This window comes from Pseudoalteromonas sp. S3431, from assembly GCF_000690035.1.
GTDB classification, from domain to species: domain Bacteria; phylum Pseudomonadota; class Gammaproteobacteria; order Enterobacterales; family Alteromonadaceae; genus Pseudoalteromonas; species Pseudoalteromonas fuliginea.
Window position 1 is genome coordinate 39,777 of sequence record NZ_JJNY01000005.1, and the last position, 22,247, is coordinate 62,023.

Genomic DNA, 22,247 nt, shown 5'->3' on the forward strand with positions numbered 1-22,247 from the left:
CTTTTTGCGTGTTTATCTACTTATGCGTCTTTGTTATGCTGTTTTCGTCATATCGTTGACGAGTTAACACCTATCTAATTAAAGGAGATACCTAATGCCAGTAGTTAATATTCAAATGTTTGAAGGTCGTGATCATGCTAAACAAGCGATAGCAAAAGAAGTGACAGCATCAATAGCTAAACACGCTGATGTTGATCCGCAATATGTTTACGTTATTTTTAATGATGTAAAAACAGAAGATTGGGCTATTTCAGGAGAAATTTTTGCTGAAACGCTAAAAAAATCATCATAGATATACAGATATAAATAAGCCATTGATGGAGTTAGAACTATAATCAATGGCTCTCTCCTCTATACTTTTTTTACAAATACCTTTCATTATTGCTTATGCTGAAGATACACAGAAATTGTTTTAATAGAGTCGCAAATTAAAAGCAGCTAGTTTAAACGCTAACGGCGTTGAATTTACTTGCAATAGGCCAGCTATTGACGCGTAAATTCGCCTTGTTTCACTGAAAACCTTTGGCTAGAGAAAATAAATTTAAATATCACCATGATTCAATACGTTAGTAAATCTCTTAACCAGGGGGCAGGTTAAATATTTTTATTTAGAACAATTATGTATACGTGTTTTTGCTAGTTTTAGCGCAATTCTCTTGTCGATAAATAGCCCTCATATATAAGCTGGTTATTTATAAAAAGAGTAATATTCACAAGTGTATAATTTTATATTAGTGCTTTTCTTGTATTATTATCGAGAAAACCCATCCACTAATACATAGTATTTGGCGCCAAATACGTCCAGTCTCTCACGTAAATTGTTATCTGCAACACCGTAAACATTTAATGCATAAATATCAACCAAGGATAAAAAAGCTTTCGCGAATGGCGCAAAACTTTCATCAATATGACTGATGATTGACGCTATATTTTTATATCTCTCAACGATGTGAATTTTTTTCCCATCTTCACTGATATTATATGTGTACGTTAAAGTGCCAGGCTCCTTTTTTACAACATCCACAATTTTATAAATGAGTTCTTTGAACTCTATTAATTTACCTTCTTTCACATCAAGAAAAAAATTGCACGTTATTTCATTTTTCATAAATACTCTCCATCGAGTTAAATTTTATACAGCCTGAAGGAAGAAAATAGTTATTTTCAAGTACAACTGTTTAAAAATCATTATAAATGCAGTCCTAAAGTGGATAAATAGGCTCATTTTCGACTCAGAGTGGAATTTTAATCAACAATTATAAAAACATGATCTTGTGATTTAATCTGCTCATTGTTGAGCTCAAATTTAAGCGTTCAAATAACCTAAAGCTTTTAACCAAACGACCGATAAATTACTTAATAGAGTTTAGCGATTAGGGATAATCATGGTTAATAATGCATTTGGCAGTTTGGCTAATTTAAACACTTTGCTTGCCCAATCAGTTAATAACACTAACCAAACCTCTGTGACTCCTACGCTACACACCAGCAGCGACCTTCAAGCTATTAATGATTTACAAACTAACGAGTCAAAAATAACCGATGGGTTATTAAGCCAGTTAAATAATGAAACTCTTGATGAAGCACTAGCCAGTAATCAAAATGTAGAGGACGTTTTAAAGCAGCAACTTACCTCGTTATTTACTATTTTAAGCACGCCCAGCATGCTTAACTATAAACTCTCCGATGAAGAACTCGCCCTGCGCACCGTAATAAGCTCTCAGCATGAGGGGTTATTAAAAAACGAAAATAGCACCCAATTAATTGAGCGATTAAGTACGTCGGTTAAAAATATTCAGGGTGCTTATGCTAATACAAGCGAGATTTTATCGAGTTTAGGTCAGCTTGGGCATGAACAAAAAACGTTTTTAGCCTCAAGCCAGCAACGTGTAGAGCGCTCGCTTAATCCATACATGGAAAGCCTTAATCGCGCAAAATACGAGGATGACGATAACTACCTGTTTGAGCTCTCGGTAAAAACTAAAGAAGGTGATGTTATAAACATTACCTTTAACTCATCGCAAGGTTATGACGAAAAAACAGGTGAAGCGATAGATGGCTTTGGCATAAGTTACGAAGTTAATGGTAATTTATCTGAGGCTGAACATGGTGCTTTAACGCAGGTTATGGCGGGTGTTGGCGAAATGGCCGATGAGTTTTTTAAAGTGAGTGAAAATTCATTCAACCCTCTTATAGTGCCAAACCAAACAGACATGAGTTTAGATTTTTTAGCGGACTTTAATAGTGAACAGTTAGCCGGTTTTAATGTGTCGTTTTCAACAACACAAAATGATGCGCTTGATACTGCCCAGAACACGCTTGATTTAAGTTACTCCATTGATGAAGCATCAAACCAGCAAGCACTTGTGTTTAAAGCCGTAGGTGGGCAAAACGACATTGATTTTGCACTCGATATGTCAACCATTGGCGCTAAAGACACGCAGCAAATGCAGCAGTATTTAGCGTCGCTCGATCAAAGCCTAGAAGATAGCCGAGTAAACAGTACTGAAGATGATAAAACATCGGCGTTTGGTAAAAGTGGCGATGAGGCAATGCAACAAGGTTTTGCATTGTTTAAAGGCGCTTTTGCGAGTATGTCATTAGCGGCTGAGCGTTATAGCAATTTGGAGTCACTTGCAGAACAGCACTTTAATGACGGGCGCGCCATGGTTGCCGATTTGGTTGATAACATAATTACAAACGATGCCCGTTACCAAGGGCTTGGTAATAAAGCGCCCAATACATTGGGTGCGGGTATTTCTAAGCTCGCTGATTTTGATGCTACATTTTCTTATTCGCTGGATAACGGCGACTATCAACCTAAAAGTACAATTGAGCTAAGCCAAGCGACTGAACAAGCCCAATTAGGGGAGCTTAGCGGTGTAACGCAAAGTAAAAATGTAAGTAGCCACTTTGATTATCAATACAGTCGCCCTGATTATTACGACAAAGAAGAGAGTTATAACGTAAACACCGCCGTTAAAAATAAAGAGCTTGTGGGGCTTGATCAGTCTCACGAGGTTGATGTTGATACAAAAATGTTTGAGTTTAATCCGCAAACTAATCAATACGAGCTGCAAATGGCGATGCAAGAGCAAACTGTTAGTAAAAGCGACATTCGCTTAATTGACGATATTTGGCTTGAAGAAAACGAAAACAGCTACAACATGAATAAAAAAGAGCGTGTTGAGAGCGACGAAAAGCAAGACGAGTTTAAAAAAACAAGCAGCCATTCTCATAATAAACTAGTTACCTTAATTGGTGACTTAGATAAGCTAGCTGAGAATAAAAACGTAAGGCGAGAATATTTAACTAACTTATCGCAAGTTAAGTTTTTTATGGATAAAAAGTAACGGTTTTGAGTTGTTCACTCCACACTCAATATTGGGTATAGTCGTTTAATACCTAAATTAATACCTAAATTAATACCTAAATTAAGAGTAACCTTATGTTTAAACAATTAATTTTACTGTGCGCTTTAAGCATGCCGCTTGTAAGCTGCGCTGCTACGGCGCCATTTTCGGGCGAGATAAGTACGCAAGCACTGCTAAGCGACTACGACAAGTTTAACGAGCACTACAAGACGTATACACCAACAGCACAAGACATTGCCCTAATGCAAAAGCTAGAAGGCAAAGAGCTAATTGTATTATTTGGCACGTGGTGCCACGACAGTGAGCGCGAAGTGCCAAAACTCATTAAGTTACTTGATGCATCGAAAGTACAACTTGCAAGCATTGACTACGTGGCCGTGGGTTACAACAAACGCGATGATGCAGGCATTGCACAGGCTCACGACTTACAATACACACCTACGTTTATTGTAAAAGACGATGGTAAAGAGTTAGTACGCGTAATTGAAAAGCCAACGGGAACATTAGCGCAAGATTTAACGCAGGACTTATAAATAGAGCTATGTATATTAGAGCTTGTCGGTTTAGCTAATCTGTTTATAAGTTAGATGGTGAGCTGCAATAAATAGTTTATTAATACATTAATGTGTGGGTGGTGCACTTCCAATTAGAATCTAGGAGATTTTTTGTCTGTTCAATTAGAGTGGCTGTCCTGTTTAAATAATTTGAGCCCGTATATAAGCTAGCATCTAAATTTATTTTAACTTTTTCTTTTTGACATTTACGGGGAGTCCATATAAGACCCTAGATAGAGGCTGAACAATATTAGGATGATCTCCAGTTAAACCTGCTTAGTGGCGGTCTAGTTTTGTTAGTTCAATAAGCGATTATGCAACATAAACTGCGTGTTGTGTAAATACTAAAGTGTTAACTGTCCAAGGAGGCTACATGATCGAAGCAACTTGCCATTGTGGAAATATAGCGATAACCACAAAAAAATTACCGAAATCAGTAACCAGTTGTAATTGTTCCATATGTTATCGTATTGCAGCTTTGTGGGTATATTACACAGCGAATCAAGTAGTAATAAAACAAGAATCAAATAATGCTGTATATCTATGGGGTAATAAACTACGTTCGTATCACTCGTGCTCGTTTTGTGGTTGCACCACTCATTACACTCAAAAACGAGATAATGGTATAAATAGAGTTGCAATAAATGCCAGAATGGTAAACTCAGATATTATTAAAGCAGTAAATATCAGATATTTTGATGGTGCGAATACATTTAAATATGTCGAGCAATAAAGCACTCAACAAGAGGCTAAGCTTACCAATAATCGCATATACGCGACTTACAAATCGCGTATACACTTATTGATATAAACATTATTCACTAAACAGGCTTTTTTCGAATGCTTGTGCGGCATGTGAAGACGGTCTGTCTTTATAATGCAGTTGATAAAGTGGCCGAGAGAGTTGTTCGTTATTTTTTTGGCTCAAGCGAGTTAATTTTCCTAACTGCACTAAATCTTCAGTAACTACATTTGGCAATAATGCGACCCCCATACCTTGAGCGACGGCCCTTGCTATGGCTTCGTTGCTGCCTAATTGCATACTTTGCTCTGCTTGTACGCCATGTTGGGCTAATAACTTAACCGACATTTCTAAAGTGCCCGAGCCCGGCTCGCGCAGTAGCCAAAACTGTTTGTTTAACCATGCTTTTAGGTCTTTCGTGGGCTTAAAGTTACTCGGTATAACGATACTCATTAAATCGTTTTGCCAGTGCTTACTTATTATATGCGGCTCGGTAGGTGTGCCCTCAACCAGTGCTAAATCGATAGTGCATTCCAGTAAGGCAAGCTCAATTTGTGCGGTATTAGCCACTTGTACTTCTACTTTTATATGTGGGTACTGCGCGCAAAACTTAGCTAAATAGGGCGGTAGCCAATAGCTGGCAATGGTTGTACTAGTGCCTATAACGAGCGTGCCACGCTTAAGCCCTGTGCGCGATTTAATATCTTCAATGGCGGCTTTTTCAATGGCAAAAATGCTACGTGCATGATCATACAAGGCTTGACCGCCCTCGCTTAAGGTAAGTTTTTTGCCTTTAGATGCACGCTCTATAAGTTGAATATTTAATTGGTGCTCAAGCTCTTTTAGCGCTTTAGATACAGCGGGTTGGCTTATAAAAAGCGCCTCGGCTGCGCCTGAAAAACTACCAAGCTTTGCTACCGTATAAAACACCCGAAGTGCATGCAAGTTCATTGTGCCTCTCAAATTACATAACTTTAAGTTATCGAATCATGATTTTAATTTATTGGAGTTATATTTTGCGCTTTCTTAAAATGAAGTCAATTAATTACGATAACTTTATTAAGGGATGACTATGCTTAGTGCAATTAAAGATATGCCACAGCTTTTTAGTATTAATACTAAGCAATATGGCGATACGCGCTGGTGGTTAGGTATGCTGCTGGTGGTTGTTTTGGCGGGGGCATCTGTTGCATTGAGCAAATTGCCTGTAATGCAAAGTGCGCAATTTAGCTCTTTAACGATTGGTATTGTGCTTGGCATTATTGTGGGTAACAGTGTGTTTTCGCGCATTGCTACGCAAACCGATATAGGTGTTGATTACGCTAAAAGTATATTGCTTAAAGCGGGGGTTGTGTTGTTTGGGTTTAGAATTACCTTTGCGCAAGTAGCGGGCGTGGGCTGGGAAGGCTTATTAACCGATGTTGTAATGCTGTTAGGCACATTTATTTTGGCAGTGCAGCTAGGTAAGCGCGTATTTAAGCTTGATGAACAAACAACCATATTAATTGGCGCGGGTAGTTCTATTTGTGGTGCCGCTGCGGTTATGGCAACTGAGCCGGTTATAAAAGCGCAAGCGCATAAAGTATCGGTAGCGGTGGCAACGGTGGTGGTGTTTGGCACGTTAAGCATGTTTGCCTACCCAATCATGTTTGATTACATGGGATTGAGCGAGCACGCTTACGGTATTTTTGTAGGCTCAACTATTCATGAAGTAGCGCAAGTGGTTGCAGCGGGCACAGCTGTAAGCGCCAATGCTTCAGATACCGCCGTTATAGAAAAAATGCTAAGGGTGATGATGCTTGCGCCATTTTTAGTGGGCTTATCGTTTTGGCAAAGTAAAAAGCATGCTAAAACAAACAATAACGTGCATGGCGGCGAGCAAAAAGCGGGTATTACAATCCCTTGGTTTGCGGTGCTATTTATTGTGGCAAGTGGTGTACATTCGCTATCAGTTATTCCTCAAGTCGCTACAAGCGCAGTTGTTTGGTTTGATAATATATTACTCACCATTGCAATGGTGGCTTTAGGCTTACGCACACATGTAGGGGCAATTCGTCAAGCGGGTATTAAACCGCTGTTGCTGGCGCTGTGCTTGTTTTTATTTTTAACATTGGGTGGTTACGCTATTAATATAGGCATTGCTGAATTGTTTTAAACGTTACTTGGTAAAAGTTGATTGGCGGCTTAAATTGGCCAATCAACTTCGTTTAAGGTATCCAGCTGCCTGCTGGTATTTTTATTGCCTTGCCATTTATTAGTGTAAACAGTGTGCGGGTCAAACTGTAACGTTTGTTTTTGTATATTAAAGTGCCTACCACCACGCGGATCTACGCCTACACCTGCTATATATTGCCAATTACCCCAATTAGCTTCTACATCGTAATCAATCAGTTGCTGTTCAAAATAAGCTGCGCCGTATCGCCAATCAAGGCCAAGCTCGTTTACTAAGCAGCTTGCTGCAATTTGCCTTGCTCTATTTGATATATAACCCGTAGCGTTTAGCTCGTTCATAATGGCATTGACTAATGGGTAGGGTGTAGCGCCATTACACCATGCAGCAAATCGGCTTGGCATAAATGTAGTGAGGGGTTTGGTTTGCTTTTGGCCTTTAAAGCTAAACAGGCTTTTACCTGCCTTAAGTGCATGCCATTTAAAATATTCTCGCCATAGCAATTCAAATTTAATCCAGTAGGTAGACTCGTTTGTTATTTGGTTATGTTCGTACGCCTCAACTGCTTTATAAACTTGCCGCGCACTTACACAACCAAAAGCAAGCCAGGTGCTAAATTTTGTGGTGTTATTAAAGCCATCAAGCTCGTTTCGAGTTATTTTATAAGTACTTGGTAGTAAACCTGAAAAGTATTGCTTTAAATGTGTTTGCGCACTTTTAAACCCGCCATGCATTACGCCATTATTTGCTATACGCTCTAAAGGTTTTTTAGCGCACAAGGTTATTGGCTGAGGGAGCAAACCGTTTGGTAATGTTGAAAGTGAAATGGGGCTAGTGGCGGCCTCTACCTTTTTACGAAACGGGGTAAAGTGTTTAGGTAATTCGTTTAAATCAAAGGGTAGGTCACTTTGCTTATAGAGCGTGTCTTGCTGCGACCCTGTAAATTTAGTATTAGGGCAATGTGCTTTGAGTAAGTTTATTTGGCGTTGCTCGTACACACCAAATTGCTCGCTGTATACAACTTCATCTATATTTTGCTCATTTATACGCGCTTTCAAAAGCGATACGGGTTCACCCTCAAGTACGTGCAGTGTTTGCCCGCGTTCAATGAGCGCTTGTTGTAGTTCGTACAAGCTTTGCATTAAAAACTGTTGTTTGTGCACGCCATATGGCTTTTGTTGGTAGTTATTATTTTTAAACCAGTGCGGGTTTATAACAAATACAATATCAAGCGCGCATTGCTCAGTAGCAAGTTCGCTTAAAATAGGGTTGTCGTCTATTCGTAAATCGTTTTGTAGCCAATATAAAATACGTTTGCTCATAGGTTTGCTCAGGTTTTTAAACTCTAAAGCTCTACGAAGCAAAAGCGGGTAGGGATTAGTTTTGAGCTGTTTAAGAGGGTTTTAAAAAGAGGCGGCAAATAATACCGCCTCCTTTAATGTTAAATAACTGATTTTTGCTCTGCTATCCAATCGTTTATTACGTCTTCAAGTACAGCCATAGGGAGTGAACCTTGACCTATAACGGTGTCGTGAAAGCTGCGTATATCAAATTTAGCGCCTAGTTCTTTTTCAGCTTTTGCGCGCAGTTCGCGTATTTTTATTTCGCCCATTTTGTACGAAAGCGCTTGGCCTGGCCATGAAATATAACGATCTATTTGATCCTCCACCGCACTTTGTGGCAAAGCAGTGTGATCTGCCAAGTAGTCAATAGCCTTTTGGCGGCTCCAACCAAACGCATGAATACCGGTATCAACAACAAGCCTCACAGCACGCCACATTTCATAACCTAAACGACCAAAGTCGCTGTAGGGGCTTTGATAAAAGCCGGCTTCTTTACCTAAGCGTTCTGTGTAAAGTGCCCAGCCTTCGCCAAATGCTGAGTGGCTAAGTGTGCGTCTAAACTGGGGTACATTTAACTCCATTGCAATGGCGTTTTGTAAATGGTGCCCTGGTATTGCCTCGTGAAGGCTTAGTGCTTCTAAATTATACAAAGGCTGTAGCTTAGGTGTTGAGGCCAAAAAGTAAGTGCCAGGGGAGCGGTTATCAGCAGGTGGCATATAAAACGCGCCGCGACTCGCTGAGCCTTTTATAGTAAAGGTGTTACGCGGTAAATGATTAAAGTAGGTTGGTAATTTTCCATACATTTTTTGCGTAATAAAGGCTGTTTTTTCAAGCAGGTCTTGCGCGTCTGTTGCGTAAAATTGCTCATCGGTCGCTAAAAATTCTAAAAAATCGCTGTACGTGCCATCAAAACCTACTTTATCAATAATGTTTTGCATTTGCGTTTTTATACGCGCGACTTCTTTTAAGCCAAGCTCATGAATTTGCTTTGGTGTGGCATTGGTTGTGGTGTAGTAATTAACTGCATATTTGTAATACTCAAGCCCGCCTTTAACGCTTGCAATACCCGGCTGGGCTCTACAGTTAGGCATGTAATCGTTTTCAAAAAAGTCGTAAAAATGCTGATAAGCAGGGACTACTTTTGAGCTGATTAAGGCCTTTGCTTTATTTTGGTATGTGGCTTTTTGCTCTGCTGTAAACGTGTTTGGTATACGTGTAAAGGGCTCGTAAAGGGCACTGTTTTCAGGTTGCTTAACAATATGCGCGCTAATGCTTTGGCTGTAATTTTCAAAGGTTTTGCAGTAATGAGTAAAGCCTGTTTTTATACCTTCTTTCATTAAATCAATATTTTGCTGATTAAATCGAGGGTAGTCGGCAAGGCTGATTAAAAATGCGTTGTAATCGTCGGGTGTTAAAAATGCCATGTTAGCCGGTGCTTCGGCAAAATAAGTATGCCAGCCACTTAAAAAATTAACCGGAAAATACTTATCTTGATAAAGGTAGCTTTGCTGCTCTGTTTCTCGCTCATATTTAAATAAGCGGTAGTTCATTAGCTGCTTGTTGTTGAGCGTTTTTGGGTCAATGCTGGCTAAGCTTTTTAGTACGCTGTTGTTATAAGCTTGGCGCTTTGCAATGGCTTGCTCGCTCCAATTTGGCAATGTACCGTTTGGCTTCCAGCCATCTGGATCGGTACGAAAAAATATTTTTTCAGCTTTAGCGTTTTGCCAGTGGTTATCAATAATGGTTTTTAAATCAGTGTTACTGTCGGCTAAGCTTGGTAGCGATGCAACCGCTAAGCATATAGCTAAAAGAGTTTTTTTAAACATAGTCATCCGTTATTGGCGAATTAGTTATTATTTATCGCGCTTTTTTATTTTAATTTTTGCTCAATATAGTACCAAGTTAACTTAATCAATGCGCTTACTTTTATAACCAGTACCTCTAGGTTTTACTGTTGATTGAACAAATTTCACTGCGTAACTGATTGGCGTACTAGTTTATTGTTTTATCAGCGTTTAGAATGATTAAAACTTATTATAAAAAATGACCGTCATGTTTAATAAAGTAATTACCTTAATTGATGAAGCTAATAACCAAGACCCAAATAGTGAACAGCACAATGGACAAAGCTTTCCTAAAGAAAGTTTATACGCCTTGCGCATGAGCGAAATGTTAACTCGTTTTAAACCAGATGCCGATGAACTCATGCAAATTGCAGTGCGCGGGCAGCATATACAACGCTGGAAGTCGCCACGTAGTGACTTTGAAATGAATAAGCAGGGCTATCATCAATGGCGCAGTGCACTTTATATATTTCATGCTAGCAGTGTTGTTGCGCTCATGAAGCAAGCTGGTTACGATGAAGCTGAGCAAAACCGAGTGTACGATGCGGTCGCTAAAAAGAATATTAAACGTAATCCAGACAGCCAGCTTGTTGAAAATGTGGCTAGTTTGGTGTTTATTGAACATTATATGCTTGGATTTGCCAATGCAAAACCAGATTACAATGAGGAAAAGTGGATTGGTATAATTCGTCGTACTTGGCAAAAAATGTCAGATGAAGCGCATGAGTTTGTACTTGCAGGTAATATTACATTACCCGCACCACTTGTTGGGCTTATTCACAAAGCACTTGAGTAAAGTAGTATAAGTTAAGTATTAAAATAAAAAGGAGTTTTAAATGCATTGCCCACGTACAAATGCCTCTCTTGAGCCGTTATTAATTGGCGGTATTACTGTTTACACTTCAGCGCAAGGCGGCGTATTTTTTGATAACAGCCAAATTTTTAAATTTAGCTCGCCAGAGCTAAAGCATGGTCAGGTGTTGCTAAAGCATTTGAGTGAACATAGCGAGAGTGAATACGATGTATCACTACGAATTAATTGCCCAAAGTGCAAAAAAATTGTAATGATGCGCAGGTATTTTTCGCCAGTAAAGGCCGTTGAAATAGATGAATGCCCAGGCTGTGCAGGAATATGGCTTGATAGTGGCGAGCTGGAAAAAATACACGAAAACCACTTAACACCCAAAGAGCGTAAGCTATTAGCTCATGAAATGGCAACCAATCATGGGTTTATAACTATTAAATCACCTACTTCTAGGTTTACGCCAACTAATAAAAATAAAAGTGCGCATGAAACCACCGTTGAGAACTTGGTTCGCTTAGCTTTACTTAGTTTGTGACTGTTAAAAACATATTAAAACAAAAACGGCGTACTAAAAAGTACGCCGTTTTTATTACAATAAACTAATTTTTAACGAATTTATTTATTACGATTTTCTTTAGCAAATGCACGTATTTTACGCTTTTGCGACAGTGTTACTTTATTAACACGACCAGCAAATGGGTTTTCACCTTCTCTAAATTCAATTTTGATTGGGGTGCCCATAATTTTAAGCGCTTTACGGTAGTAGTTCATCAGGTAGCGTTTATAACTATCTGGTAAATCTTTAACTTGGTTACCGTGAATAACAATACGTGGTGGGTTATAACCACCGGCATGCGCATATTTGAGCTTAACACGACGACCACGAACAAGTGGCGGCTGGTGATCGGCTTGAGCCATGTCCATAATACGACGCAACATTGCAGTACTTATACGTTTAGTTGCAGACTCATACGCTTCGTCAACAGATTCGAATAAATGACCAACACCTGTACCGTGTAGTGCAGATATAAAGTGTAGGCGTGCAAAGTCAATAAAGCCTAAACGGCGATCGAGCTCTGATTTAATACGATCTTTAACATAATCGTCTAAGCCATCCCATTTGTTCACTGCAATTACCAATGAACGACCTGAGTTAAGAGCAAAGCCTAATAAGCTTAAATCTTGATCTGAAATACCATCGCGAGCATCAACAATCAATAACACAACGTTACAGTCTTCGATTGCTTGAAGCGTTTTAATTACAGAGAACTTCTCAACTACGTCGCTTACTTTTTTACGTTTGCGAACACCGGCTGTGTCAATTAACACATATTCTTTTTCATTTCGCGTCATCGGAATGTAGATAGAGTCACGTGTTGTACCAGGCATATCGTATACAATTACGCGTTCTTCACCGAGTATTCGGTTAGTAAGTGTAGACTTACCAACATTAGGGCGACCAATAATGGCAAGCTTTACAGGTTTGTCTGCAAATGCCTGGTGATCGGTGTCGCTGTCTTCATCTTCTTCGTAAAGATTAATAAGCTCTTCGTCATCGCCTGTTACGTCTTCGTCTTGTGCAGCTAATTCAGCAATAAGCGGCTGAAGTGTTTGCTCAAGTAATAACGTAATACCACGACCATGGGATGCCGCAATATGATGAATTTCACCTAATGATAATTGGTAAAATTCAGCACAGTTTGAATCTGCATCAATACCATCGGTTTTGTTGGCAACAACAAAACACTTTTTATCTTGCTTGCGTAAGTGATTAGCAATTGCTTGGTCAGCTACGGTCATACCTACACGAGCATCTACTAAAAACAGAACAATGTCGGCTTCTTCAATGGCTAGCAGAGATTGATCTGCCATTTCGATTTCGATGCCTTCTTCTGAGCCATCAATACCACCCGTATCTACCACGATAAATTCATAGCCATCATAACTAGCTTGGCCATATTTTCTATCTCGTGTTAAACCAGGGAAATCGGCTACGAGCGCATCACGAGTACGTGTTAAACGGTTAAATAATGTGGACTTGCCCACATTGGGTCGCCCAACTAGAGCGATCACGGGAAGCATAAACTACCTCTTTAAAAAACAACAAAAGGCTTCGCAGTGCGAAGCCTTACAAAAAATAATTAACTATTAGCAGGTTATACTAATAGTAGTAAGTTAGTTCGGTATTTTAACCGCACTAACTTCACCATCACGGGTGTATAAAATCAGTTTATCGTCGGCAACAACAGGCTCAATAAAAAATCCTGAACTGTCAAAGTCTTCACGAGATACTAGCTCGCCAGTTTCTTTATTTAACCAATGCAGGTTACCTTCTTGGTCGCCTATAGCTAAATGGCTACCCGCAACTGTAGGGCCTGTTAAGTACCAACCACGTAGAGCGGGTTGGCTCCAACGTTCAATACCTGAATCTTTATCCAATGCGTAAATAACACCATCGCTATCTACTACATAAATACTTTGTGCGTCCATTGCAATATCGCGGTAGCTACTGTATTCACGTTTCCAGACAATATTACCTGAGCGAATATCAATAGCGGCTAAGTTACCATTATAAGCAATAGCATATGCGTATGGGCCGCTAATAAGTGGTTGAGTATCTACGTCAACTAGGCGTTCAAACTCTGATGCACCTTTAGCTACCGCTATTTCTGCGCTCCATGCTGAGTAACCACTTTCTGAAATCAAAACGTTTAACTTGCCTGTTTCAAGGCCAACTAATACACCACCGTTAGCAACGGTTGGCGAGCTTTGTCCGCGCAATGTTAGCGGCGGTACTTCTTGTTCAAAGCTCCAACGCTGCTCACCTGTATCTGGGTGTAGCGCTAATAATTTACCAGACGCTAAATTAACAAAAACTAAGCCATCGCCAGCAGTTGGTTTTGATAGCGATTCACCAGGTACATTTTTACGCCAAACTTCTTCGCCTGTTTCACGGTCAAGGGCTATAATGAAGCCATGTTCAGAGCCAATATAAATCTTACCATAAGCTTGTAAAATACCGCCTGATAATTTTGCTGTACCGTTGTCACTCCATGGCCAAAATGATAAATCCTGACGCACGTCAGTTTCCCATTTTGTGTCGCCATTCGTAAGCGAAAGTGCTTCAACTTGGCCTTCACGGCTAGCAACGTATACAGTATCTTTATAAATAGCAGGCGTTAGACGAGAGAAATAATGCTCTACACCGTCACCAACTGATTCTTGCCAAACAACGTCAGTTTCAAACTGGTTTACAATTTCAGGAAGTACTAGTTCGTCTTCATCATCACTTGATGAACAACCCATCAGTGTTGCCATACATAGGGCAAGGGTTGCAGTCGTTAATTTTCTCATGCCTAAAACCTTAAGCCGCTGGGCTAGTTACTGCTAGGTCATCTAACTTAACTTGTAATAGTGGGTTACTGGTTAATCCACCTGCATCTACAGCTGCTTGATAAGCAGTGCGAGCCTGATCTTTATTACCTTGCTGAGCGTAAATATCGCCTTTAAGTTCGGCAACGTTTGCGTTAAATGCTTCTGGTAATGGTGCATTTAATGTATTTAATGCATCGTCATATTTAGTTTGTGCAATTTGAATGCGGGCTAAGCGTGTAATAGCAATTGCTTTTAGTTCTGTATTTTGCACATTAGATACGATCCAACTCAGTTTTTCGCTTGCTACATCTAACTTTTGCGCATCTACAGCATCTTTAGCAGCAACAAATGCGGCTAATGTTGCATAGTTTGTGTCTTTATTTTCGCTGATAAACGTATCTGCTGAAGATAATACATCATCACCTTCAACAAGCTTAGTGAAAGAGTTTGATGCTTTCTCAGCTGTTGTGATTTGGTTTTGGTTATACGCTTTCCAGCCATACAAACCACCCAAGCCAACAACTATACCTAGTGCAAGTGAAACGCCGTTTTCACGGAAAAAACGTTTAATGGCTTCTGCTTGTTCTTCTTCTGTTGAATGTATATCCATGTTTACCTCTAATGTCAGCTTAGCCGTTAATAAGCTCAGCTAATAGCGTTTTAGCTTGTTCTAATTCTAGTGTGACTTGTTCTTTACGTTCACGTAAATACTTTATAGTCACAACGCCTTTTTCTAATTCATCTTCACCGATAATAACAGCAACAAGTGCATCGCTTTTATCAGCACGTTTTAATTGTTTTTTAAAGTTACCGCCGCCAGCATGTACCATAACACGTAAACCGGCTACGTCACGACGTAGTTCAGAGGCAATAATAGGTGCTTGAATACTTGCTTTGTCGCCCATCGCTGCTAAATATACATCAGCATTGCGACGAATGTCACCCACACACTCAATAGCCTGTAGCAATAATACTAAACGTTCTAGGCCCATTGCAAAACCAACCGCTGGGGTTGCTTTACCACCTAGTTGCTCAACTAAACCATCGTAACGACCGCCAGCACAAACAGTGCCTTGTGCGCCTAAACTGTCGGTTACCCATTCGAATACGGTACGGTTGTAGTAGTCTAAACCACGTACTAATTTTTCATTAACCGTGTATGAGACGCCTGCGGCGTCTAAACGTTCACATAAATTTTCAAAATGTTCTTTTGATTCAACATCTAGGTGCTCAGATAATTTAGGTGCGTCGGTTAATATGGCTTGTACATCTGGGTTTTTGCTATCAAGTACGCGTAATGGGTTTGAATACATACGACGTTTTGAATCTTCATCAAGCACATCTATGTGTTGTTCAAGGTAAGCTACTAATGCATCACGGTAATCGGCGCGCGCTTCGTTAGATCCTAATGAGTTAAGCTCTAAGCGTACGTGCTCAGTAATACCAAATGCTTCCCATAGCTGCGCTGTTAATAAAATAACTTCGGCATCTATATCGGCTGTGGCAATACCAAACGTTTCTAAACCAAATTGGTGAAACTGGCGGTAACGACCTTTTTGCGGGCGTTCATGGCGAAACATTGGTCCCATATACCAAAGACGCTGCTCTTGGTTATATAATAATCCATTTTCGTTACCTGCGCGCACACATACAGCGGTGCCTTCAGGGCGCAGTGTTAATAAGTCGCCATTGCGATCTGCAAAGGTGTACATTTCTTTTTCTACTATATCGGTTACTTCACCAATAGAGCGTTTAAATAAGTCGGTTGATTCTACAATAGGAAAACGAATTTCTTGATAACCGAACGATGCTACTGTCTCGCGTAAAATGCTTTCTACTTTCTGCCAAACTTGTGTGTCGCCTGGCAGACAATCGTTCATACCGCGAACTGCCTGAATTTGTTTTGCCACTGATAAATCCTAAATGCTGTTTATGTGTAATAAAAAATGCTTACACAACAAGAATGCTAAAAATTGACCCGCTATTATATACCCAAACTACCCCAAGATGCGACTTTCAGTTGGAATTAAAAGCGATTTAGGCAAGGCATTGATTGCAAATAATAGAGGTTCTATTGTTAAAATCAATAACGTAGTATAAATCGCTTTAAAACCAACCCATTGGGCGGTTCACAGGCACTTACTCTCATCGTTGTTACTTTTTAAAAGGGATTGCCATACTTGCAAAGTAACGCCTTGATATTAAATCCCTGTGAAACGCTGAGTTCTGTATTTTGAGGTGGTTTGGGTATCCACTTGCTATAAAGGTCAACGGCAAACAGCGTTGTTTGCCACTAAATACGGTATTTATTCGACTATTTTTATGTCGATAGGTGTTTGGTTTTGCTTTTGGGCTATAAAGTCACGTACATAACCTTCGAGTTGTTCAACAATATTATTGTTATCGATACGTGCTTTTTGACGCTCGCCATTAATATATAAGCCAGAACGACGGTTTGCACCAGCAAGACCTATATCACTAACGAGTGCTTCACCTGGGCCATTTACAACACAACCAATTACCGAAACCGATACAGGCTCAATAATATCTTCAAGGCGTTCTTCAAGCTGGTTCATGGTGCTAACTACATCAAACTCTTGGCGTGAGCAGCTAGGGCAGGCAATAAAGTTAATACCGCGTGAGCGTATACGCAGCGATTTTAAAATATCAAAGCCTACTTTGATTTCTTGTACTGGGTCGGCTGCAAGTGATACTCGTAGTGTGTCGCCAATGCCTTCAGCAAGTAACATACCTAAACCAACGGCTGATTTTACCGAACCTGAGCGCATGCCGCCTGCTTCGGTAATACCTAAATGCAGTGGTTGGTCTATTTCTTTAGCAAGTAAGCGATACGCACCAACGGCTAAAAATACATCTGACGCTTTTACTGATATTTTAAATTGGTCAAAATCAAGGCGGCGTAATATATCTACATGGCGCATTGCTGATTCTAATAAGGCTTCAGGTGTAGGCTCGCCGTATTTTTCTTGTAAGTCGCGCTCAAGTGAGCCGCCATTTACACCAATACGAATAGGAATGTTATGCTCGCGAGCTGAGTCGACCACGGCTCTAATACGTTCTTCGCTGCCTATATTACCTGGGTTTATTCGTAGGCAATCCACGCCGTATTTTGCCACTTTTAAGGCTATACGGTAATCAAAGTGAATATCGGCTACTAAAGGGATAGTGACTTGTTCTTTAATACTTTTAAATGCATCTGCTGCATCCATTGTTGGCACTGATACACGCACAATGTCGGCACCGGCATCTTGTATCGCCTGAATTTGTGCCACGGTTGCATCTACGTCCATGGTATCGGTATTGGTCATTGATTGCACTGCAATCGGTGCACCATCACCAATAGGTACATTACCTACATTGATACGAGTTGATTTTCTGCGTTTAATTGGAGATTCTGAAAACATAGCGACTACTCTGCTAGTGGTAATTTAAATTTAGCTAAACGATTTTTAGGAAAAGCCGAAATGTCGATAGGCTCACCATCCAAGGTAATACTTACAACGTCATGCTTACCTAGTACAACAGAAAAAGGAGGAGTACCGCTAACCGTCATCTGGTAGCCTGCTTTTTTAACACCAAAAGCTACTTTTTCACCCTCACCGTCATAAACTTCAACCCAGCTTTCATCGTTAAAGTTCATCACGATTGTACTTATACCTGGTGTTTTATCCAGATCAGTAGTTACTGTTTCTACGGGTTGTTCTACTAAATCATTTAATGTTTCGCTTTGCGGTTGTACCGTTTTATTAGTATCTGCTTGTTGTTCTTGTTCAAAAAAAGGAGATTGTGCTGCTTGTCGCTCACTCATAATTGAGTTCTCAACATTAATATTACTTGTTTGTTCTTCAATTGGCGTGGCATTTTGCCAAAACCAAAGTGCAGACGAACCAATGACGATCGCTAAAATAATATAACTCACGAACATTAATCGGCTGTCATTGGCTTCTTTCTCCGTTCGGCGTGAAAAGCTTTGCATGTTCGCGGGTTTAGCCGGCTCAGGTGGGGCTGGCATCATAGCTAGAATAGGCGTGCAATCAACTTTTAATTCTCGGCAATAGTTTTTAATATAACCTTTTACAAACGTAATAGGACCGAGTAATTGAAATTCATCGTTTTCAAGACGCTTTATTTGTAGTTCAGATAGTTTTAACGGCTTAGCAATTGCTTCAATGCTCACATTCGCTTGCTCACGATGTGCTTTTAGTATTTGACCAACCGTTGGTTGTTCGCTCTGTGTTTGCGTATTGTCTTCATTCATAATGTGTATGAGTCTGGATCCACTAGTAAAAGTCTATGCCCTGGCGTAAGTGCTATGTCAGGACTTAATTTATTCCATCGCATTAATTGATCAATTAATACACGCCGCTGGGTAGCTATTTCGTAAAGGGTGTCGCCAGCTTTAATTTCGTAATAAACATTAGGATCGTTTAGGTAAATTTTACTTCCATTCATTACCCGATCCGACTCTTTTAAACCATTCCATTGTAGAAGTTTTTGTAGTTTAACATTGTATCGCACCGAAATGCTAAATAGGTTTTCACCGAATTGAATTACATGAAATGGGATGCTTAAAGTTGGTACTTTAGGGTTAAGCATTGGTGGTTCAATGTGTTCACTTGCCTCATAACTCTTAAACTGTATGTCATTATTATTTTGGCGGCTACTTTCAGCAAACACGTTAGTATCTTTCGTTGCAGTGTAAAAAACAACATCAGAATCATTCTGTTCTATAGGAGCCTTTATTACAGGGGGAGTTTGCTGCGAATTAAAATTTGCATCTTTAGGGGCGCCAAAAGAAATTATTTTAATGCTGTCATTTGGTTTAGTTAATGTTTTTTCGGCTTGTTTTTGTGATTTAGGTACTTGTGGAGCGGCGACCGTTTTTTGCATCGTATTAGTTGAATTATGACCAGTTGTTAAAGCAAGCATGATAGCCGATGTATCGGTTTTAGTACTTGAACTAGTTACTGTTGGTGTCGTTTCTTTTTCTGAAATAGATGATGGGGGCGCGCTTGTATAAGTATTTCCTTTATTAATTGGATTAACAGTACTTGCAATAACTGAACTTGCATTATCCATTTGAGTTTGGGGTGCTAAACTTATGCGTTTGTTATCGTTGGTAACTAAGCTTGTTGAATTATCTCTAGCAATGTGTTTTTTCCGGGTGATTTTTATTTTTGGTTTAACACTAATTTGTCCACCATTACTTGTTTCTTGTAATTCATCAAGTTTAGCTTTTCGGTATTTTTCTCTTAAAATTTCAAATTCGCTTAACCGTACTTTTTGCTCTCGAATTACGTATGCTTCATTACTCGTTGGGTAGGTCTGTGAAATAGTGGTCGCAATTTTTTCTGCATCTTCTATTTTACCCATTCGATTTTTTATTAAATAGTTAAGCATTAAAGCCCGAGATGAAACTTTGCCTGTATCGTCATAACGCTTTAAAAGCTCACTTGCTTTGTGTAAATCACTTTTAGCATAAAACAGTGCAGCTAAACTGATTAAAGTAGACGTTCTTTGCGAGCTGTGGTTCATGGCTTGTTTAAAATAACTTTCAGCATTATCAAAATCGTTAAACTCAATGGCACATAAAGCTAAATTTTCGTAGCTTTCTGCAACACGAATGTAGCTAGGGATTTCTATTGCTTTTAAAAATTGATCAGTGGCTCGGTCGTATTCATTTATGCCACATAAAAATACACCGTAGTTATTTAAGGTATTTGGATCGTCTGGTTTTATGGCGAGTGCTTTTTGGTAAGCTTTATCGGCCAGTGTATTTTCACCAACTTGTTGATAGTAATAAGCTAGAGAGTAATGAACCTCTGGTAAATTTGGTGCAAATTCGGCTGCACGCTCTAAATTATATTTAGCCTGAGAATTATTGCCTGTATTTAGGTATTGTAATGCTAGAGCAATACGCGTTCGCGCTGCGCCTATATTATTAATTTTATTTTCGACGACGGGTTTGTCACTGCCGTTATAACTATTTTCGGTTACACACCCGCTTAGAGCGAGTGCCGATATAGTTAAAGCAAGTAAAGATCGCATTACCTTATCTCTGTATTTTAATCCATATCTTCTATCTTACCTAAAAGCCTTTATGTTGCATCATATATTTAAAAATAAACGAATTAATATAAAGGCTTTAAGTATTTTACTAAAAGTTATGCTTGATGAATGTTTACAGTAATCGCATTATCATCACGCATTTTCTTTTTAGCTAAGCGCTTAGTACGATCCACTACATCACCCACTAATTGTCCACAAGCTGCATCAATATCGTCCCCTCGAGTACGACGAACAATACAGGTAACGCCGGCTGCTTGTAATACCTTTGAAAAGCGATCAATACGGCTGTTACTTGAGCGAGTGTACTCATTACCTGGGAACGGGTTAAACGGAATAAGGTTTACTTTAGATGGTGTGCCTTTTAACGTTTGCACGAGTGCATGCGCCTGATCGGTGCTGTCGTTAATACCGTTAAGCATAACGTATTCAACGGTTACGTCTTTATTAGCTTTTGAACCGTCGATATAACGACGACACGCGGCTAAAAATTCTTCAATAGGGTACTTTTTATTAACGGGCACTAAAATGTCACGCAGTGCGTTATCTGGTGCATGCAATGAAATAGCCAGTGCTACGTCAATTTTCTCTTTTAGTAAATCAAGTGCAGGTACAACGCCTGACGTACTTAATGTTACGCGGCGCTTAGATAAACCAAAGCCCCAATCGTCCATCATTAGTTCCATTGCTGGCACTACGTTTTTAAGATTAAGTAAAGGCTCACCCATACCCATCATCACAACGTTAGTTACTGGGCGCTTTTCGCTATGGCCATCAAGGCCTATATCTTTAGCTACACGCCAAACTTGGCCAATGATTTCAGATACTTTTAAGTTACGGTTAAAGCCTTGTTGAGCAGTAGAACAAAAAGTACATTCAAGCGCACAACCAACTTGTGATGATACACATAAAGTAGCGCGTTCTTTTTCAGGGATCCAAACAGCTTCTACTTCTTGGCCGCCTTCAAGAATAAGTGCGTACTTAATAGTCCCGTCGCTTGCTTGTTGGCGAACGGTGATTTCTGGTGCAACAATTTCGCACTCAGCTTTAAGCTTTTCTTTAAGCTTTTTATTTACGTTGGTCATTTCGTCGAAGTTATCTACGCCAAAATGATAAATCCATTTCATCACCTGGTCACTACGAAACGGTTTTTCACCGAACGATGCAAATAGCTCGCGCATTGCATCTCGGTTTAAATCTAATAAGTTAATCTTTTTTTGCTCGGTCATGAAACAACCTCAATCGGTGACGGTGGAGATAAAATTTACGAGGACGAATTGTACACAATTCACTCACTTTAATCATTAAGTAAAACATTATTAGTTTACTGATTAATACTTTACGTAATGACTAAAAAAGGGCCCGAAAGCCCTTTTCAATATGTTAACGAATTCGAATTAACGAGTACGTGAACAAAGCTCTTCGTCAGCGAAGAAGTACGCGATTTCGCGAGCAGCAGATTCAACAGCATCAGAACCGTGAACAGCATTTTCGTCGATGCTATCAGCGTAGTCTGCACGTAAAGTACCAGCTAGTGCTTCAGCAGGGTTAGTAGCACCCATGATTTCACGGTTTTTAAGAACAGCGTTTTCGCCTTCAAGAACGGTAACCATTACTGGACCAGATGTCATGAAAGATACTAAAGCACCGAAGAAAGGACGTTCGCTATGTTCTGCGTAGAAACCTTCAGCTTTCTCTTGTGAAAGGTGAACCATTTTAGCTGCAACGATTTTAAGGCCAGCAGATTCGAAACGGTTGTAGATAGCGCCAATGTGGTTTTTAGCAACTGCATCAGGTTTTACGATTGAGAAAGTACGCTCTAAAGCCATCTTTATGCTCCAATAATTTTAAGTAAAAGTGTGAATATTAACGGGCGCGAATTATACGCGTTTTAAGTGAAAAATCCTAATTTTATTAAAAACCAGTTTGATTGCAGTTTTGTGATCTTGATCA

20 protein-coding genes are annotated in these 22,247 nt (G+C 39.7%); 7 read left to right on the forward strand and 13 right to left on the reverse strand.

What is annotated here, in order from left to right; genetic code table 11:
* Positions 1-94 precede the first annotated feature (94 nt).
* The gene (locus tag DO88_RS16660; protein ID WP_007377422.1) at positions 95-292 is read left to right on the forward strand and encodes a tautomerase family protein; all 198 of its coding nucleotides are present in this window, start codon (positions 95-97) and stop codon (positions 290-292) included.
* A gap of 459 nt (positions 293-751) precedes the next feature.
* Here DO88_RS16660 and DO88_RS16655 read toward each other — a convergent pair whose 3' ends face one another.
* Positions 752-1,108, reverse strand: a complete 357-nt coding sequence (locus DO88_RS16655) for a putative quinol monooxygenase (protein ID WP_033028681.1) — start codon at positions 1,106-1,108, stop codon at positions 752-754.
* 277 nt (positions 1,109-1,385) lie between these two features.
* Here DO88_RS16655 and DO88_RS16650 point away from each other — a divergent pair, with 277 nt between their 5' ends.
* The 3 genes from DO88_RS16650 (at position 1,386) to DO88_RS16640 (ending at position 4,661) form a co-directional block, all read left to right on the forward strand.
* A complete protein-coding gene (locus DO88_RS16650) occupies positions 1,386-3,353 on the forward strand; it encodes a hypothetical protein (protein ID WP_033037903.1) in 1,968 nt (655 codons plus the stop codon).
* Between the two features lie 95 nt (positions 3,354-3,448).
* Positions 3,449-3,907: a thioredoxin family protein gene (locus DO88_RS16645; RefSeq protein WP_033037904.1), complete on the forward strand. Its 459-nt coding sequence runs from the start codon at positions 3,449-3,451 to the stop codon at positions 3,905-3,907.
* A 394-nt stretch (positions 3,908-4,301) separates the two neighbouring features.
* Positions 4,302-4,661: a GFA family protein gene (locus DO88_RS16640; RefSeq protein WP_050482413.1), complete on the forward strand. Its 360-nt coding sequence runs from the start codon at positions 4,302-4,304 to the stop codon at positions 4,659-4,661.
* An 81-nt stretch (positions 4,662-4,742) separates the two neighbouring features.
* On the opposite strand, the gene DO88_RS16635 is transcribed toward DO88_RS16640, so the two are convergent.
* Entirely contained in the window at positions 4,743-5,621 is an 879-nt protein-coding gene (locus tag DO88_RS16635; RefSeq protein ID WP_033037906.1) for a LysR family transcriptional regulator, read from the reverse strand.
* A 121-nt stretch (positions 5,622-5,742) separates the two neighbouring features.
* Between DO88_RS16635 and DO88_RS16630 the strand changes: the two genes are divergently transcribed.
* Positions 5,743-6,825, forward strand: coding sequence for a YeiH family protein (locus DO88_RS16630; protein ID WP_033037908.1), 1,083 nt, complete (start codon positions 5,743-5,745; stop codon positions 6,823-6,825).
* Between the two features lie 29 nt (positions 6,826-6,854).
* Here DO88_RS16630 and DO88_RS16625 read toward each other — a convergent pair whose 3' ends face one another.
* Positions 6,855-8,162 (reverse strand): DASH family cryptochrome, encoded by a 1,308-nt coding sequence (locus DO88_RS16625; RefSeq protein WP_033037910.1) that lies wholly within the window; start codon positions 8,160-8,162, stop codon positions 6,855-6,857.
* Positions 8,163-8,281: 119 nt separating this feature from the next.
* Entirely contained in the window at positions 8,282-10,009 is a 1,728-nt protein-coding gene (locus DO88_RS16620) for a DUF885 domain-containing protein (RefSeq protein WP_033037911.1), read from the reverse strand.
* A 226-nt stretch (positions 10,010-10,235) separates the two neighbouring features.
* Here DO88_RS16620 and DO88_RS16615 point away from each other — a divergent pair, with 226 nt between their 5' ends.
* Together DO88_RS16615 and DO88_RS16610 are read left to right on the forward strand one after the other, a co-directional pair.
* Positions 10,236-10,823, forward strand: a complete 588-nt coding sequence (locus DO88_RS16615; RefSeq protein WP_084166005.1) for a DUF4202 domain-containing protein — start codon at positions 10,236-10,238, stop codon at positions 10,821-10,823.
* 40 nt (positions 10,824-10,863) lie between these two features.
* Positions 10,864-11,367 (forward strand): TFIIB-type zinc ribbon-containing protein, encoded by a 504-nt coding sequence (locus DO88_RS16610; protein WP_033037916.1) that lies wholly within the window; start codon positions 10,864-10,866, stop codon positions 11,365-11,367.
* Between the two features lie 80 nt (positions 11,368-11,447).
* Here the strand turns inward: DO88_RS16610 and der are convergent, their stop codons facing one another.
* The 9 genes from der to ndk form a co-directional block, all read right to left on the reverse strand.
* The gene (gene der, locus DO88_RS16605) at positions 11,448-12,914 is read right to left on the reverse strand and encodes a ribosome biogenesis GTPase Der (RefSeq protein WP_033017497.1); all 1,467 of its coding nucleotides are present in this window, start codon (positions 12,912-12,914) and stop codon (positions 11,448-11,450) included.
* 93 nt (positions 12,915-13,007) lie between these two features.
* Positions 13,008-14,186, reverse strand: a complete 1,179-nt coding sequence (gene bamB, locus DO88_RS16600) for an outer membrane protein assembly factor BamB (RefSeq protein ID WP_008139563.1) — start codon at positions 14,184-14,186, stop codon at positions 13,008-13,010.
* Between the two features lie 10 nt (positions 14,187-14,196).
* Complete coding sequence (locus DO88_RS16595) at positions 14,197-14,817, reverse strand: YfgM family protein (protein WP_033037917.1); 621 nt, start codon at positions 14,815-14,817, stop codon at positions 14,197-14,199.
* Between the two features lie 19 nt (positions 14,818-14,836).
* On the reverse strand, positions 14,837-16,117 hold the full coding sequence (hisS, locus tag DO88_RS16590) for a histidine--tRNA ligase (RefSeq protein ID WP_007377437.1): 1,281 nt from the start codon (positions 16,115-16,117) through the stop codon (positions 14,837-14,839).
* Between the two features lie 396 nt (positions 16,118-16,513).
* The gene (gene ispG / locus DO88_RS16585; protein WP_008139556.1) at positions 16,514-17,632 is read right to left on the reverse strand and encodes a flavodoxin-dependent (E)-4-hydroxy-3-methylbut-2-enyl-diphosphate synthase; all 1,119 of its coding nucleotides are present in this window, start codon (positions 17,630-17,632) and stop codon (positions 16,514-16,516) included.
* Between the two features lie 5 nt (positions 17,633-17,637).
* Positions 17,638-18,486 (reverse strand): RodZ domain-containing protein, encoded by an 849-nt coding sequence (locus tag DO88_RS16580; protein WP_033037919.1) that lies wholly within the window; start codon positions 18,484-18,486, stop codon positions 17,638-17,640.
* The gene (gene pilW / locus DO88_RS16575) at positions 18,483-20,276 is read right to left on the reverse strand and encodes a type IV pilus biogenesis/stability protein PilW (protein WP_033037921.1); all 1,794 of its coding nucleotides are present in this window, start codon (positions 20,274-20,276) and stop codon (positions 18,483-18,485) included. Before pilW ends, DO88_RS16580 begins: the two co-directional genes overlap by 4 nt.
* A gap of 116 nt (positions 20,277-20,392) precedes the next feature.
* Positions 20,393-21,523, reverse strand: coding sequence for a bifunctional tRNA (adenosine(37)-C2)-methyltransferase TrmG/ribosomal RNA large subunit methyltransferase RlmN (locus DO88_RS16570; protein ID WP_008139552.1), 1,131 nt, complete (start codon positions 21,521-21,523; stop codon positions 20,393-20,395).
* A 168-nt stretch (positions 21,524-21,691) separates the two neighbouring features.
* A complete protein-coding gene (gene ndk, locus DO88_RS16565) occupies positions 21,692-22,123 on the reverse strand; it encodes a nucleoside-diphosphate kinase (RefSeq protein ID WP_007377442.1) in 432 nt (143 codons plus the stop codon).
* Positions 22,124-22,247: the final 124 nt, after the last annotated feature.